We start from the raw sequence: 16829 nt of genomic DNA on the forward strand, positions 1-16829 counted from the left end.
ACGGATTATTCCTAATAATCCGTAGGGTTTTTATTATAAATTCAAGATGTCATAGGAAATAGCCTTAACGCTATAAAAGTTCACCAATCGATTTGTTTTCCGTCTTTAAAAAAGAATCCGGAAGGTCCTTCGGGTCCAATCGTTGCTAACCAAAGAATAGAACGAGCAGCTTGCTGCGGCGTTCTTGGAGCTGATGGTCCACCCATATCTGAGCTTACCCATCCTGGATCGACCGCGTTAATTTTGATATCTTTGGTGCTTTCCGCAGCTATTAATTGCGTTAAGCCATTTAGAATAAGCTTGGATAACTTATAAGCGCCCACTCCTGAAGAAGACATTTCACTCATTGCTCCATATTCGGAGGAAACATTAATAATTCTTCCGTAGGCTTGCTGTTCCATAAGAGGCATAAAGGAACGGATTACGTGGTAAGCACCGAAGAAATTCGTTTCTAGCGTTTTTTCTAGAACAGAAGGGTCCAAGTTCACTAATTTTTGATTTTTATCTAAATATATGCCCGCGTTATTAATTAACACATCTAATCGTCCATATTGTTCACTTACTGTAGCTGCAGCTTGGCGGATACTGGCTTCACTGCTTATATCCATCACTACAAACGAAACATCAAGATAAGAGTCTTTAAGTTTTTGCACGGCTTTATGTCCGGTTTCTGAATTTCGGCTCGTCAAAATGACCTTAAAACCTTTCATCGCCAATTGTCTCACTAGTTCATAGCCAATACCCCGATTTCCGCCGGTGACGAGTGCAACTTTAGTGTGTTTTTCCATTTCAAGTCCTCCATTTTTTATTTATTAATTCTGTAAGTATTGACTAGAATAGAATTCAGCTTTTCATAGATGTAATAAAAGAAAACAAAGGGATCCTACTAGGGATCCCGAAAGAAAGTTGCGTTGATGTCTTATTTTGAAAGTTGACTTACAGGACGTTTCATATAACTTCTTGGTAAAATAAATATTGCGCTCAATATTAATGACAAGATGCCTACTAGTACAACGTATTGTATACCCATTCCTGATATAAATAGTCCACCTACGGCTGTACCAATGGTTGTTCCTAAGTTAACGGATGCTAAAAATAGTCCATTCGCGAAATCAGGGGCTTCTGGAGCTGCTGATGAAATCCAATATTGATTAATATTCGTTCCTATACCAGCAAATATTCCCCAAACTAAAGTCATGATAGCCATTGGCCAAGTAAATTGTCCGATAAAGAATAAAATGATGTAAACGACTCCCAATGCGAAAGGAAAAACGACTACAGTTTTAATGGCATTTTTCGTAAGTAATTTCCCTGCGATAATGTTTCCGATAATATTTGCCACACCGTACAGAACCAGCATGAAACTAATTAATTGTCCAGAGAGGTTCGTAACGCTTTTAAGATACTCAGCAAGATAGCTATATACCCCAAATACTGCTGAATTCAGTAAAAGGACTGCAATAATAGAAAGCCAAGTAACAGGTTTTTTTAATACGCTTAGCTGTGCTCCGTATGAAAGTCTTTCTGTAACAGGCATAGAAGGGAAGAATGCCCACGTAGCAATAAATACTATCGCGTTAATAACAGCAAAAAACGTCATTGATAGTTGAAACGAGACTGTACTTGCAAGAAAACTTGCGATTGGCACACCAAGTACCATACCTGCAGATACGCCAATAAAGACTTTTGAAACAGCTTTTGGAGCCTCTTCCTTGCTGACTGAGTTCGCTGCCATTGTAAAAGCTGCTGAAAAATAAATTGGATGAAAAATAGCTGGAATCACACGCGCAATGATGGCAATAGCAAAATTAGAAGTAAAGATAGAGATAATGTTACCTAAAATGAAAATACCAAGTACAAGCAGCATTGCCTTCTTGCGATTGACTCCCGAAAATAATAACGGCATCGTTGGACCGGATATTGACACGGTAAGCGCGAAGAGACTAACCAGCCATCCTGCCTTTGATACACTGATATGAAAGTGATCCGCAATGTAGGGTAATATCCCTATAACGCCCATTTCAGTATTGATAATACCGAAAGCTCCTAAAGTTAAGACAAATATAAGTAGCTTGTTTTGTTTAGACATAAAATAAAGATCCTTCTTTCTAAAAAATGTTGTGCTCTAGTGGCTGTAAAGCGGGTGTTTAAAGGTGTATTGTCATGTTTTTACTTAGTCACTTTTTCAATTCTAACTGTAAAAGTACCGTCAATATTTTCAAAATTTTCCTTTCCTGATTCAATTTGACCTAGTATGATAAGGTCGTTTGTAGCATCCTCAAGACCTTTGTAAAAAATAGCTACATTTCCCCAAGGAGCGTAATAAGCAAAGTCTCCTTTTTTGGATAGGTCTTCGGCTTGTACACCATCTATAGATAATCTTTTTTGTAAAATACTAACTTTCTCTTTACCTATATAATCTTCAAACGTTACGGTTAAAGGCAGTTGAGCTAGAAAATCCTTACTTGCTGGGTTATCGTACGTCCTAACAAACACTTCTTTGTTGTTGAACGTTAACTTTATTCTTGTATTTAAAATACTATCTTCTTCTGTTTGTTCTGGTACTCGGTTTAAATGCTTACTGGCATTATGGTCGGTTGCAGAAGAATGATTGTTGCCGCAAGCAGCGAGTGCAGCGCTTATTACTAAGATAGAAGGCAGATATAACATTTTTTTCATCTTAAGATCCTTTCCACATTGAATTATTAAAGATGTTGATGGTGTGATATGAACTTCTTTGTTGTTTATTCTAACGGCTTCTTCCAAATATAAAAAATACTTATATCTTATATCATGATATGTTTGATAAGCATTTCTGGAGTGTATATACTAAAGCTTATGAAAGGAGGAGAGGGATATAGAAATTCGAGTTTTGCGGTATTTTCTTACGGTTGCAAGAGAAGGAAACATCACGAAGGCCGCTGATGTACTGCATGTGACACAGCCAACACTGTCTAGGCAATTAAAAGATCTTGAACAAGAGTTGGGCAAAAAATTATTTATTCGCAGCAGTCACAGTATCATTTTGACAGATGAAGGAATGCTTCTGCGAAACAGGGCAGAGGAAATTGTTAATATGGTCGATAAATTGGAGGCGGAGTTTAGTTCCATGGAAGAAACAATAGGTGGTGATATTTATATAGGGGGCGGGGAGACAGAAGCAATGAAACATATTGCACGAGTCGCAAAAGATGTGCAGGTACGTTATCCCAATATACGATATCACCTCTACAGCGGAAACGAAGAAGATATAACGGAACGGCTTGACAAGGGGCTGCTTGACTTTGGCATTTTAATTCAACCGGCTGATATTTCAAAATACAATTATCTTAATATCCCTGCCAAAGATGTTTGGGGCGTTGTGATGAGAAGAGACAGTCCTCTTGCCCTCAAAGAAAGCATTCAAGCTGCGGATTTATTGAACGCTCCACTAATCTGTTCACGACAGGCCATGAAGCAGACATTTTCAAAAAATGAATTTTCGGATTGGTTTGGCGAAGACTTTCATAAATTAAACATCGTTACTACATACAATCTTGCATATAATGCGGCCATTATGGTTGAAGAAGGCATTGGGTATGCCATAACACTTGATAAAATAGTCAATACGTCTACTAACAGCAACCTTTGTTTCAGACCGTTACAGCCAAGACTTGAATCAGGTTTAAATATTGTGTGGAAAAAGCATCATGTTCTTTCAGCTGCAGCTGATGCGTTTTTAAAAGAACTGCAGGGGGAATTTTCACAAACTCTAAACTGACAGCGCGTCGGTCTAGTTCAAACAAATGGAGTAAAAAGACTTATCTATACGGTATGGTAGATAAGTCTTTTTACTGCGGGTATGGAGGTGATGTTAAGAGCCTTAGGATGTTTTATTAGGATGTATTAACTCCCATTCGCCAGGGTTAGTGTCATCTGGCGATAAACCGTTAATAATATCAAGATAATGATTAGCTTTTTCGTCCATATATTTTACAGTTCTTTTAGCTTCCTTTACGGAGAGCGATTGAAGGTAAAAGAGACGTACCTAAAAATAGCAGGCTTGAACGAGTAAGCGCTGATTAGAGACCGGTTAACTTTCATAGATCTTAATGGAATATAGATGTATAAAAGCGTAGCCTGTCACGAGTTCACGCTTTTATAGTGAGAGCTTAAAACGTAGACTTCATTTTTCAAAGAAGAAATTTTTAAAAAGATAAGTGAGACGAACATTTCACTAATTTTTCACTATTAGATGCTAGTATAAATATCAGTAATGCAATACAACATTTTCTATAGAACTCCCCTATTTAGGCTGACCTTTTAAGGTGAGCTTTTTTTGTGTCTGCAATTAATATGCTCCATAGAATATGGAAAAAAGTAAATATAGGCACTCCAATAAAAGCGATAAAAGCTGAAGCAATAAGAGAAGCAATCCAATAAAACTTCCATTTGCTAAAGAATTGGTAAACTAATGTAAGTATAACCGGGATAACTGCAAAATCAACGGAATTAAAACGATGAGTAAAGACCAATAATTGATGAGGGTAGCTCCATACGCCAAAGAACTTTCCGAGTTCATCCACAGTACCAACTAAAACAAAGCTAATGAAAAATACTAAGAGAATAAATATTATTCGTTGTCGGTCAATGAGGAGATAAAAAACGAATAGAAAAGCGCACTTAAAATGATAATTAGCCACCATTGAGCACTAAATAAATCATGATGAAGCCAGTAATCGTATTGTTTATCATTAACACGCTGGGTAAGAACTTCTAACTGATTAACCATAAACACCACCTCCTTACGAGTATGTGTGAAAAAGAGGTGGTTCATGCAATTAGTCACTTCGTTAGATTTTTTCTTTTTATGGGTTTTGTAATGTATTAAATAAAAAAGGAAATCTACAGCGCTTGTTCTGAGCTTACGTTATTTTGTTTAAATGTCGTATGAATCATAAAGGCAATAAGAATGGAGGCTAGGACTAGAGAAGAGCCTGCCGTACCTAAGTCTAAACCACCTTTTTCATGTGGCTTTGTCAAAAGATCTCCAAATGTTGCTCCGAAAGGGCGAGTCAAAACGAATGCTACCCAAAATAAAAATACACGAGAAATCTTTGTATAGAAGGTACATATAACAATGAATGCTAGTAAGCTGCCAATTAAAATAGCTCCACCTATATATCCAAGGCCAGACGTATCAGACAAAAAATCTCCTAAAGCTGTACCTAATGTGTTTGAGAAAAGGATGGCAATCCAATAAAGTATTTCAGCCTTGCGGTTTCTAATATAGTTGATATTTAATGAACGCTCGCTAAAATACCAGTATGCAAATATCGACAACAATATAGTGATTAATATCATCGAGCCTTTTGCGTAACCTAATGCCAGTGTACGATCCATAAAATCAGACATAGTTGTGCCAGCTACGCTAGTTGACAGAATAACAGTCCAATAAAGGGCCGGAATATACCTCTTAGAGCTTAGTTGAGCTACAAGTGTAATTAAAAATATGCTAAAAAAGATCAGCGTACTAACTGCATATCCAACTCCTAATGTTTGTGCTAACAAGTCACCTGCGGTTTCACCCAGTGTCGTAGCAGAAATCTTCATAATCCAAAAAACAAGGGTAATTTGTGCAATTTTATTCATTGGCAAAGATGCTTGCATTTTTAATTTTTTTCTCCTTCCTGTGCTAACTGTTTATTCTCTTAAATAAACGGCACACTTGCCTAACGTTTTTCTTAAAGAAATTTTTAAAAAGCTTCATCGCTGCAATTCAAACTGTACAGTCTTTTTCTAAAATCAAAATGAAAAATAAATAAGAATTTAATGAGATTTTTATAAAAAACTTTTTATTAATGTTTTATCAACTCTGTTGCACCATGATGTTTTTATAAAAATAAAATATTTATTTTTTATCGAATTCTCATTTTAATTTCATTTAAATTTCATTACACAGTATTAAATTTAAATTATGTGAGCCAAGTTTTTTAAACATAACGTTATGCCTTCAGCTTTTGAAACTAGAAAATAAGTACAATTCATTAAAAGAAGGAGAACGTTGAACAGTTGTTAAGAGGTCAAAGATGATGATACTTAAGAAATTTTTAAGAAACAGCTAGTAAGATTATAAATAGCATGACTATTGGTAGGAAGGTGCCATTTTGATACGTTTTCAAAGAAAGAAGAAAAGACATACATATATTTTGATAGGAGGGATTCTTACTGTAGGAGGACTTATTTTTGTTGGAACCTTGTACAAAGGTAGCTTACTTTCTTTAGACAAGCTTTCTTGGAGTGAACCTCAACAAGTGAGTCAATTATTTTCCACTTACAAAGAAAACTCTATCTTAAAGAATAAGCTAGCCACTGAAAATCAGGAGGAAGCAAATGCTTATAAGTTGGAATATGAAAACAAAGTCTTAAAAAAAATTTTAAAAACAGAAGATCAGGTGAAAACCTATAATCCTGTAACAGCTACCGTAATTGGCCGCTCAACGAACAACTGGAACAATGAATTAACAATTGATAAAGGAAAGAAGCAGGGGTTAAAAATAGATATGAATGTGCTAGGTACAAATGGAGTCGTTGGGAAGGTATCCAAAGTTTTTTCGTCAACCTCTATCGTAGAACTAATTAGCTCAAACCTTAGGACAAATCGTATGGCGGTAATGTTAAAGGATAGGAAAAGCGTGAATGGAACATTAGAAGGCTACGATGATAAAAAAGGTAATTTAATTATTAGAAAAATCCCTAGTGAGGCTGAGGTTAATGTAGGAGATAAAGTTCAAACCTCTCCTATCAGTTCAATCTTTCAAAGGAAGTTAGCCTTAGGAAAAGTCATCAAAGTAAAGCCTGATGAATATGGATTAACGCAATTGGCCGTTGTAAAACCCTCATCCAACTTTAATGATATTAGTGAAGTAATTGTTATTAAAGCAAAGAACAATGGGTAGGGAATTTAATATCACATTCTAATAGAAGTCTTTTATCTTATGTTTTTATGTTCAGCACTTAAAACTTCTTATTGTCCACTGAGATGTTGGTTTGTGATAGCTATACACTTCTCTTTATTATTGGAAAGAGCGATCGATATGCAAAGCAAAAATATAGAGATTGAAAAGAGGGGTTAGTTAGATGAAAGAAAGTATTTTAATTGTGGAAGATGAAGTAGAAATAGGCAATATATTAAAAATGGAACTTGAACATGAAGGTTACCAAGTGAAAATTAAAAACAATGGAAGAGATGGTCTCGAAATGGCCTTATCAAATATGTTTGATTTAATTTTACTTGACATTATGCTACCGGAAATGAGTGGTATAGAGGTCTTGCGTAAAGTAAGAAAGAGAGAAAATTACGTGCCTATTATTCTTTTGACAGCTCGCAAATCAACTCTAGACAAAATACTGGGGTTAGATCATGGCGCAAACGATTATATAACTAAGCCATTTAAAACTGAAGAATTGCTGGCTCGGATACGTTCTTTACTACGTTATAAGCACCTTGTTATTAGGAATAAGGTAGAAAAAGACTCGTTATTATTAATTGAAGATATGGTTATAAATACTGAATCAAGAGAAGTAACTAGAGCTGGGCAAAAAATCAGCTTAACCCCTAAAGAGTATGATTTATTAATTTACTTAGTCATCCATAAAAATAAGACGGTTACTCGTGAAGGAATCTTACTAAATGTATGGGGATATGAATACGAAGGAGATACAAATATACTTGATGTTTATATAAGTTATTTGAGAAAGAAAATTGAAGAAGGATTTAGTCCCTCACTCATTGAGACTGTTCGAGGTATAGGATACACCATTAAAGAAAATTAAAGAAACAAGGAAAGCAACTTTATATGATTCATTAAAGAAGATTAAGAAATAAATTCATTTATTCTTAATCTCTTTTTTATTCAAATCTAATTTTTATTTGATAAATTGAAGAAAAGCCTATAAAGAAGAAAGTCATAGAAAACTTATTTCATATTTCTTCTTATTATCTTTCAAAATTGAGGGATATAGTACTAGTACTCATATTCATTTGTAGAAGCAGTTTTTACGTTTTTAATTTTTAGACAAAGGAGAGTACTTTATATGCAAAAGGTACTAATTGTAGAGGATGAAGAAGGATTAGTAGAATTTTTAGAATTAGAACTAAAATATGAAGGATATTTAGTTGACGTAGCTTACGATGGTCGTACTGGTTTAGATAAAGCAACCAAGCAGAAGTACGATATTATATTATTGGATTTAATGATGCCTGGATTAAATGGAATTGAGGTATGCAGAAGACTAAGAACAACTAAGGATACTCCTGTTATTATGCTCACAGCTAAGGATAGTGTCATGGACAGGGTAATGGGGCTTGATAATGGAGCTGACGATTATTTGTCCAAACCATTTGCAATTGAAGAATTATTTGCAAGAATGCGAGTCATTTTTAGACATCAAGAAAACAACAAGATGCTGAATCAGAAGCTACTATTAACATTTAAAGATATTGAACTTGATTTGGAATCAAGAACAGTGATAAAAGAAAAAAAACTAATTGAACTCACGAATAAAGAATTTGAACTCCTAGCCATTTTTATGCGTAACATTAACAAAGTATTAACGAGAGACATACTTTTAGAGCAAGTGTGGGGGTACGATTCAGTTGTTGAAACGAATGTTGTCGATGTATATGTTAGATATTTAAGAAATAAATTAAGTGCGCAGGACAAAGAGTTATATATTCAAACCATCAGAGGGGTTGGGTACGTGATGCGTGATGCGTGATGTTTAAATGAGAAAGTGGATAAATTGTATAAAAGATTTACCTATAAGATGGAAGATAACGTTATGGTCTTCCATGTTTTTATTTTTTCTTTTTCTCTCTTATAACCTCTTTCAATACATTGTGATCGATAACGGTATTTTAAATTATGAGAAGCAAAATGGTATTCATCAATTAAACGAGGTTCTCGCTTTTATTCAATCTGATGATGAACCTTTATCCTTAAAACAAATTGAAAACAGTGAAGGATACTTATCGAAAATTAATGAAAAGAATCAGTTGATTCGTGTTCTTGATAGGAAAGGGAACATTATAACCAGTACCTCAAACAATGTTTCACCAAACTGGCAGCAACCGAAGGCGGTGAAGCACAAAGAGTATAAAGTGATTCGAAACCACGATGAACGTCTACTCGTTCTTCGTTCTCCAATTGTCACCGACAACTTCACTGGAACGGTTGAAATTGTTAGAAATATGGAGATGTCTGATGCTTTTATGGACAAGATTTTTTTATTAATGCTTGCTGCAGGGATAGGCTCACTAATCTTTAGTATTCTAGGTGGAACCATTCTAGCAAAGAAAATACTATCTAACGTTCAAGCGTTAACATTGACGATGAAAAAAATAAAAACAAATGGCCTTGAAGAACGTGTTCCAGTTAATGAAAAAAACGATGAATTTGCTCAATTAGGCAGTTTATTTAATGAGTTGATGGATAGCCTCGAAGACTCTTTTTTACAGCAAAAACAGTTTGTAGAGGATGCTTCACATGAATTAAGAACTCCGTTAGCCATTATCCAAGGACATTTGACATTGTTAAATCGCTGGGGGAAAAATGATGCAGCAGTATTAGATAAATCCTTGAAATCCAGTCTGAAAGAAGTAGAGCGTTTAACGAATCTTGTGCAAGAATTATTGGAGCTATCCCGAGCTGAAAATAGTCTGATAAATCCTGTAGATGTTGAACCTATTAACGTATTGGCCACTGTTCAACATGTTGTAAGGAATTTTGAAGTACTGTATAACAACTATGAGTTTAAAATAAGACACTCACATGAAAATCTGTACGTGAATATTTCTTCTCGCCATCTAGAACAAATATTAATCATTTTGTTAGATAATGCAGTCAAATATTCTAAGAAGGAAGAGAAAGAGGTAGTTATAGACTGTTCTCTCATCAATGAAAAGGTATCCCTTAAAATAATGGATAAAGGAATTGGAATTCCAGAAGAGGATATACCTTATATTTTAAATAGATTTTACCGAGTGGATAAGGCAAGGAGCAGAAAACAAGGAGGACTTGGCTTAGGACTGGCTATAGCCAAACGATGGATTGAAAAGTACCACGGTACGATTAACATCGAGAGTAAAGAGGGCGAAGGAACAAATGTAACGGCTGTATTGCCTCTGTTTACTAACTCTCTATAAATGTGCATATAAAACAAGCTCTTTATTTTTAATACTCCTAACTTCAAAAGCAAAGAAGCATCAAAATCTAAAAGTAAAAAGACCTTATCACATTTCATCAAAAGTAGCTTGATAAAGCACAGAAAGTAGAGGTGTCTAGTATGAAGTTGAAGTTTCAATTTACACTTGCTTTTATATTAAGCTTGTTGTCCCTTATTTGTTTTAGTGGGATGGCTCTTTTAATTAATGGATCAAAAATTGTCGCATTTGATCGGTCTATTATATCGCTAATTCAAGGGTTCGAAACTCCTGGGCTAACGACTATTATGAAATGCTTTACTTTTATTGGCTCTACGCCATCTGTTGCAGTGATTTCTCTCTTTAGTTTGTTTTTTCTCTATAAAGTATTAAAACATCGAACGGAGCTTATTTTATTTATCGCGATTATTGTAGGTTCTCCAATCCTCAATGAGCTGCTAAAACTACTTTTTCATCGTGCACGTCCTGATTTCCATCGATTAATCGAAATCAATGGTTATAGCTTTCCAAGTGGGCATGCTATGAGTGCTTTTGCTGTTTACGGCGTCCTTTCATTTTTGCTCTGGCGTCATATTTCTACTCGCTGGGGACGTACACTTCTAATCGTTATTAGCACTACAATGATTCTAGCAATAGGTATTAGTCGTATTTACTTAGGCGTGCATTATCCTAGCGACGTTATTGGAGGCTATTTTGCTAGCGGCTGCTGGCTAGCTATTGCTATTTGGTTCTATCAACGCTATCAGGAGAAGAAGATTGAGCAAAGAAGATCTACTCAAAGTAAAGAATGAATACGATGATATATCAACGCGGAAATAACCATATACCATATAGGGTACGGATGCAAGTGACTGGCTTCATAATTAAGTGTGGATTATCAAAAGTACTGATATGAACAGCCAGCATTGATTTATGGACGTTTTTTCAGTAGGGGGAATAAAAAACGAATTTATAAGAACTGCATTTTTTATAAAGATGATACACCACCTAGGAAATTAAATTTTTGATAGCATTCTACTTAAAACAGTCATAAAATTGACTGTTTTTATTATTAGAAAATGTAAAATAACGGTTACTTTTTTCTTGAACTTATTACAAAAAAATCAAATGAAACTGATCCATTTCTATCGATTGTGGCAGAAATTGTTAAATTTTATCTTAAAAAGTGATATTCTTACAGTAATTCAATCAATATACTTTCAAAGCTATTTGTGGATTGAATTTTTACAGTATAAAAAATATTGAGAGTCATGATTACTGTATTACTCTGAGACTAAGGATGAGCAATGTATGAACAAACTTATAATACCAGCCATACTCGTTATATTCGCTTTGTGGATCTTATTACAATTAGCTTTAGACGGGAATATCTTTAAAAACCCGCTAAATTATTTTATCTTAATTACGGTTTTCTTTTTATTTATCAAGCAAGCAAAAGAAAAATAGCCTGACATCGCTGCTGAGTAGTCTATAGTTATAGGCTGCTTTTTCTTTTGGCCGCGTTAAAAATAATTTCATATATAAGCTAATTAGAAAAAGAAGGTTGAACCTTGCTTTATAAAAAATGCCTTACGACTGTAAAATGATTAAAATTTAAAAAATATTAAACAGTACCTTGCAATAAACAATAGCTGGTGATATATTGTAATTATTAGGAAGTTATTATAAATCAGTACTATACAATAAACAGTAGTGGACTGTGAAAAGAAAAGGGTGAAGAGCAGTGAACGTGCAATTTAAAAAAGGGGTTTTAGAGCTGTGTGTCCTTGTGTTACTTGATAAGAAAGACCGCTATGGATATGAATTAGTTCAAAAAATCTCCGATCAAATTGAAATATCAGAGGGGTCGGTATATCCTCTTCTGCGCCGATTAACAAAAGAAGAATATTTTACAACGTACTTAAAAGAATCTACAGAAGGTCCTTCAAGAAAATATTATCAGCTTACAGCTAAAGGAAGGGAGTATTTATACGAACTTATCGATGAGTGGAACGAATTTTCAAGAGGTGTTAATCAATTAATTAAAGAAGGTGTGAACAATGTCGAAGAGTAAATTTTTACAGCAATTAAATGAATCCTTAAAACCATTGTCCTCAAAAGAACGAGCGGATATTTTACAAGATTATGAAGAACATTTTTCCATTGGCTTAGAAGAAGGAAAAACAGAAGAAGAAATTGTAGCGTCGCTAGGATCCCCGAATCAAATAGCCAAAGAATTACTGGCAGATTATCACGTTGAGCAAGCAACAGCTAAGGCAACAACTCAAAATATTTTGAGAGCCACTTGGGCCGTAATTGGTTTAGCTTTTTTCAATGTAGTAATTGTTCTTGGTCCGGCCGTTGCATTAGCTGGCTTTATTTTATCAGCTTGGGCCATAGGTCTATGTTTCTTGCTATCTCCTATTCTAGTTCTCGGTGAAGCTATTGTACATTCAAGCGGCTTTTTTCTCTTTAATTTATTTATGTCGTTAGCATTTTGCGGAATTGGATATTTTATTATGCTAGGTATGTTTGTTGTAACGAAGCTAGCTATAAAAGGCTTTGTACGTTATCTGAAATACAATGTATCACTGGTGAAAGGCGGTTTAAAACGTGCTGAATAAAAAGAAACTCTCCGTTCTTGCAGGCATTCTCATTCTTATTGGGGTTATAGGAAGTCTCCTTACTTATCGTGCTATTGATCCTGAACCTATTTCAAAAGAAAAAGTTATTAACAGCAATCAAGTATCAAAGGTAAACATTAATACGGATAATACTCGTGTTCATGTGTACCCTATCAAAGGCAGTGATATCAAAGTAACGTTAAAAGGCGAAACATCTTCTAACATAAAAAGAGACTTCACTACTAATGTTAAAAATTCAACCCTTTTTATCTCCTATAATGAACAGCAGCGCAGCTGGGTCAATTTTGACATTGTTAGTGTATTAAAACCGCTATCCATCAACGTTTATCTGCCTGAAAAACAGTATAATTCATTGGGGATTTCCAGCAACAACGGATATGTGTCTGTTAAAAAATTACGCGCAGCAGATGTTTCTGTTCGTGCAAACAATGGACGTGTAGAATTAGAGGACATTGATTCACAAAACCTGAACACTAGCGTACATAATGGACTTACAAGCATAAAAAATGCTGCAGCCACAACAGTTCAAGCAAAAGGAAATAACGGAAAAATAACGCTGAGTAACGTGCAAGGTAGTTTAGAAGGTGAAACCCATAACGGAAGTATCGCTCTTGAAACAGAAGAACTTGATCGAGACATTGACTTTAAAACGCACAATGGAAAGATTACGATTACGACAGAAAAAGAACCAAGAAACGTTCAATTTAACGTTTCTGTTGATAATGGAAAAGTCGATATTCTGAATAAATATGATCGTAACGCTGTTATTGGAAATGGAAAGAATATCATTAAACTAGCTACTCATAATGGCAATATTTCAGTAATAAAGTAACTGTTTGAATAAGCTTGCCTACAAAAAAGCAGAGACACAGCTAGCCTGAGATAATCAAAAAAGGGTTTCACTCATTGAACGTTGATGAGTGGAACCTTTTTTCTATGCAAGATTAATAAGCTAAAAGCTTGTTACTACACAAAAAATAGATAGTAATATTATATTATTTTGAATTTTTATTCATTTTAATTTATAATTTGGTAAGTGAATGCAGAATAAGGTTCTAATAGAACAATTACTCCAAAACTTGCGTGCTAGAAAAACAAGCTGTATTCATTTTAATCTGAATATTATTAATAGTTTAATTAATTTTGATATCACGCAGGAATGAGAGGGAGAAGCATTCAAAAAAACGACTTTAGGGGGAACAACATGATATTCGGTGTATTGAAAGATAATAAAGTGGGAGAGTATCGAGTAATTATGACGCCTGTGGAGGCTGCTGCTATTAAAGATGATGGTCATACGGTTCTTGTTCAAAAAGATGCGGGCGCATTAGCGGGATTTACGAATGAACAGTATGAAAAAGAAGGGGCGGAAATAGTAGAAACAACAGAAGAGATGTATGAAAGATGTGACTTTATCGCAAAAGTTAAAGAGATTGAAGAAAGTGAATATAAGTTGCTTAAGGAAAACCAAATTATCTATACGTGTATACATCCAGCTGCACACAAAGAGCAGGTACAAGCTATACTCGATAGCAAATGTATTGCATTCACAGCAGAGGATTCTCATAGATTTGGTTCAGTTAACTGTGAAGCAGCGGGAAAACAAGGTGCATTAATGGGTCTGCAGGCAATGCTGACGATTAACGGAGGGAAAGGAAAATTTGTTAGTGGCTTAGCCGGAGCCCCTGGTATGAAGGTGCTTATCCTTGGAGGAGGACTAGTAGGAAGGTCGGCGCTGCAAGTGCTACATTCTTTAGGCGCGTGGTGTACTGTAATGGATATCAATTACGGAACATTAAGAGATATTGGCAAAACGTATAATGAAAAAGTAAATACGCAGCTATCAACTAAGCAAAATATTAAAAAATTGCTTCCTGAAATTGATATGGTGATTAACTGTGTTAAATGGCCAAAGGAACGCGAAGATTATTTAATAGATCGTGATATGCTCAATTTAATGGAAAAAGGATCAGTTATTGTAGATATTAGCAATGATACTGACGGTGCGATTGAGTCCTTCCGTGAAACAACTCATGAAAATCCTACATATATCGAAAATGGTGTCGTTCATTATTGTGTCAGCAATATTCCTGGAGCTATTGCTAATTCTACTTCTGTAGCTTATGCGGCATCTGTATTGCCACATATCCAATCCATCCTAAATTCAGGTGTGAAATCAGCCTGTATTAAAGACGGATTTTTAAGACGAAGCTTAACCGCTTATAAAGGATACCTTACACATGAAGAAACAAGTGCTATCCAAAATAGACCTTGGATCAAACCAGAAGACGTATTACATATAAAAGAAGAAAAACTAGACCCAGCACCACCGGCTACATCAACAAGATCAACTAATTTTTTAAGCATGTAACGTTACGAAAGGAGGATATGAATGACTGTATATACGATACTAGTAGATTTTGCTTGTGCCAGCGTCCTGATTCTAATAGGCATGCTGCTTCGCGCAAAATTTAAATTTATTCAAAGAAGCTTTATTCCAGCAAGCTTATTGGCAGGTTTTTTAGGTTTAGCACTAGGACCTAGCTTTCTAAATGTTCTACCTTTTTCTGAAGATATTAGCTCCTATGCAGGAATCATCACCATCTTTGTATTTGCGGCAGTTGGGATAAACGGGTTTTCTTTTTCACCAGGCAACATGAAAAAGGATATTAATCGAATGGGCGCATATGCCACTTATAAAATTCTTTGTATAGGTCTTCAAATGTCTATTCCAATTGTTTTTTCAATTTTAGTGATTTCAAAGTTTGCCCCGGAGATTAATAACGGATTTGGTTTACTTTTAGCAGCTGGATTTTATGGAGGTCATGGAACGGCGGCAGCGGTAGGTACAACCTTTGAAAATTTAGGATGGGAAAATGCGACTGACTTAGGAATGACAGCTGCTACTGGCGGTATTTTAGCAGGTATTTTTGGCGGATTGATTTTTATAAAATGGGCAACTCGAAAAGGTTATACTCATTATGTAAAAGATTTTTCAGAAATTTCGGAGGATCTAAAAACAGGATTAGTTCAGCCTAAAAATAGAACGGCAATGGGGAATGACACGATTTCACCAATTGCCATGGACCCATTAGCTTTTCATTTAGCATTATTAGTTGTGCCGTCAGGTTTGGGCTATCTATTAAATAACTATATTGCTACTGCTTGGGGACTAGAATTCCCGACGTTTACAATAGCATTTTTGATAGCACTGCTTATGTACATATTGCTAGGCAAAGGAGAAAAAGGCGTTTACAAATACGTTGATAGTAAGATAGTCGATCGTTTAGGAAGTGCAGCAACCGATTTTCTTGTATTTTTCGGTGTAGCGTCAATTAAATTACCGATTGTTGTTGAATATGCACTTCCACTTGGTTTATTAATGCTTTCAGGCATAGTAGTAGTGGTGGTGATGCTAGTCGTAATTGGACCTGCTATGAACTATGAAAGCTGGTTTGAACGTTCTATATTTGTGTATGGCTACTCAACAGGTGTATTCGCTATCGGACTTACATTACTAAGAATTATTGATCCTAACAATAAATCAAAAACACTTACAGACACAGCGGTAGTTGGACCGCTTAATACGCCGTTAGAATTATTTGCATGGTCAGCGGGCCCTGTTATGCTGCTAAGCGGACAGCACTGGACGTTTGTTGGGATCTTTGCAGGCATATCTATTCTATGTTTCGTCATCGCTCGAATCTTCAAATGGTGGCACTGGAAGGTTCCTTTAGGCGAGCGCCCTCCTGTTCCATTAGATAGAAATGAAGGCTTTATTCGGATATCGGGAGAACATATTGAAAAATAACGTAGGTTAAATAAAATATGTATACTTGACTAATTATATTTATATTTTATGAACGAGAAACAAGAGCCCGTAAACATATGTTTACGGGCTCTTACAATCCGATGAGAAGTTTGTGATGGAGAAGGATAAATTCGTCCGTTTTCTACCATGATTTATCTCTTGTTTTTCTTAATTAATGGATTGTTAGTGC

Annotated in this window: 18 protein-coding genes; 12 read left to right on the top strand and 6 right to left on the bottom strand. The window is 35.2% G+C overall.

Annotated elements, in window-relative coordinates; genetic code table 11:
- Positions 1–80 precede the first annotated feature (80 nt).
- The 3 genes from ACRPLQ_RS03885 to ACRPLQ_RS03895 all read right to left on the bottom strand — a co-directional run bounded on the left by ACRPLQ_RS03885 (position 81) and on the right by ACRPLQ_RS03895 (position 2766).
- A complete protein-coding gene (locus ACRPLQ_RS03885; RefSeq protein ID WP_311264894.1) occupies positions 81–788 on the bottom strand; it encodes an SDR family oxidoreductase in 708 nt (235 codons plus the stop codon).
- Positions 789–919: 131 nt separating this feature from the next.
- On the bottom strand, positions 920–2089 hold the full coding sequence (locus tag ACRPLQ_RS03890; RefSeq protein WP_432235687.1) for an MFS transporter: 1170 nt from the start codon (positions 2087–2089) through the stop codon (positions 920–922).
- An 80-nt stretch (positions 2090–2169) separates the two neighbouring features.
- A complete protein-coding gene (locus ACRPLQ_RS03895) occupies positions 2170–2766 on the bottom strand; it encodes a cyclophilin-like fold protein (RefSeq protein ID WP_432235688.1) in 597 nt (198 codons plus the stop codon).
- A 91-nt stretch (positions 2767–2857) separates the two neighbouring features.
- Between ACRPLQ_RS03895 and ACRPLQ_RS03900 the strand changes: the two genes are divergently transcribed.
- Entirely contained in the window at positions 2858–3760 is a 903-nt protein-coding gene (locus tag ACRPLQ_RS03900; RefSeq protein ID WP_028414894.1) for a LysR family transcriptional regulator, read from the top strand.
- Between the two features lie 529 nt (positions 3761–4289).
- Here ACRPLQ_RS03900 and ACRPLQ_RS03905 read toward each other — a convergent pair.
- From ACRPLQ_RS03905 to ACRPLQ_RS03915, 3 genes are all read right to left on the bottom strand, one after another.
- Positions 4290–4565, bottom strand: a complete 276-nt coding sequence (locus ACRPLQ_RS03905) for a hypothetical protein (RefSeq protein WP_140451129.1) — start codon at positions 4563–4565, stop codon at positions 4290–4292.
- 47 nt (positions 4566–4612) lie between these two features.
- Entirely contained in the window at positions 4613–4771 is a 159-nt protein-coding gene (locus ACRPLQ_RS03910; RefSeq protein ID WP_155017460.1) for a hypothetical protein, read from the bottom strand.
- Between the two features lie 113 nt (positions 4772–4884).
- Positions 4885–5649, bottom strand: coding sequence for a COG4705 family protein (locus tag ACRPLQ_RS03915; RefSeq protein ID WP_367076901.1), 765 nt, complete (start codon positions 5647–5649; stop codon positions 4885–4887).
- Between the two features lie 497 nt (positions 5650–6146).
- Here ACRPLQ_RS03915 and mreC point away from each other — a divergent pair, with 497 nt between their 5' ends.
- The 11 genes from mreC to ACRPLQ_RS03970 all read left to right on the top strand — a co-directional run bounded on the left by mreC (position 6147) and on the right by ACRPLQ_RS03970 (position 16639).
- Complete coding sequence (gene mreC, locus ACRPLQ_RS03920; protein ID WP_221817746.1) at positions 6147–6938, top strand: rod shape-determining protein MreC; 792 nt, start codon at positions 6147–6149, stop codon at positions 6936–6938.
- Positions 6939–7119: 181 nt separating this feature from the next.
- Positions 7120–7815 carry a response regulator gene (locus ACRPLQ_RS03925; protein WP_165636206.1) on the top strand — a complete coding sequence of 232 codons (696 nt, stop codon included), beginning with the start codon at positions 7120–7122 and terminating at the stop codon, positions 7813–7815.
- 261 nt (positions 7816–8076) lie between these two features.
- The gene (locus ACRPLQ_RS03930; protein WP_432235689.1) at positions 8077–8760 is read left to right on the top strand and encodes a response regulator transcription factor; all 684 of its coding nucleotides are present in this window, start codon (positions 8077–8079) and stop codon (positions 8758–8760) included.
- 7 nt (positions 8761–8767) lie between these two features.
- Positions 8768–10186, top strand: coding sequence for a HAMP domain-containing sensor histidine kinase (locus tag ACRPLQ_RS03935; protein ID WP_048019311.1), 1419 nt, complete (start codon positions 8768–8770; stop codon positions 10184–10186).
- Positions 10187–10326: 140 nt separating this feature from the next.
- Positions 10327–10995 (top strand): phosphatase PAP2 family protein, encoded by a 669-nt coding sequence (locus tag ACRPLQ_RS03940; protein ID WP_155007743.1) that lies wholly within the window; start codon positions 10327–10329, stop codon positions 10993–10995.
- A gap of 499 nt (positions 10996–11494) precedes the next feature.
- Positions 11495–11650, top strand: coding sequence for a hypothetical protein (locus ACRPLQ_RS03945; protein WP_028414887.1), 156 nt, complete (start codon positions 11495–11497; stop codon positions 11648–11650).
- Positions 11651–11927: 277 nt separating this feature from the next.
- Positions 11928–12257 carry a PadR family transcriptional regulator gene (locus tag ACRPLQ_RS03950; RefSeq protein WP_034267458.1) on the top strand — a complete coding sequence of 110 codons (330 nt, stop codon included), beginning with the start codon at positions 11928–11930 and terminating at the stop codon, positions 12255–12257.
- On the top strand, positions 12244–12807 hold the full coding sequence (locus tag ACRPLQ_RS03955; RefSeq protein ID WP_140451133.1) for an HAAS signaling domain-containing protein: 564 nt from the start codon (positions 12244–12246) through the stop codon (positions 12805–12807). Before ACRPLQ_RS03950 ends, ACRPLQ_RS03955 begins: the two co-directional genes overlap by 14 nt.
- Positions 12797–13660: a DUF4097 family beta strand repeat-containing protein gene (locus ACRPLQ_RS03960; protein ID WP_432235690.1), complete on the top strand. Its 864-nt coding sequence runs from the start codon at positions 12797–12799 to the stop codon at positions 13658–13660. The genes ACRPLQ_RS03955 and ACRPLQ_RS03960 overlap by 11 nt, the downstream gene beginning before the upstream one ends.
- A gap of 372 nt (positions 13661–14032) precedes the next feature.
- Positions 14033–15199: an alanine dehydrogenase gene (locus ACRPLQ_RS03965; RefSeq protein WP_337050562.1), complete on the top strand. Its 1167-nt coding sequence runs from the start codon at positions 14033–14035 to the stop codon at positions 15197–15199.
- Positions 15200–15220: 21 nt separating this feature from the next.
- The gene (locus ACRPLQ_RS03970; protein ID WP_033580029.1) at positions 15221–16639 is read left to right on the top strand and encodes a sodium/glutamate symporter; all 1419 of its coding nucleotides are present in this window, start codon (positions 15221–15223) and stop codon (positions 16637–16639) included.
- Positions 16640–16829 lie beyond the last annotated feature (190 nt).

The organism is Priestia sp. TRN 1309, from assembly GCF_050846875.1.
Classification (GTDB): Bacteria; Bacillota; Bacilli; order Bacillales; family Bacillaceae_H; genus Priestia; species Priestia zanthoxyli.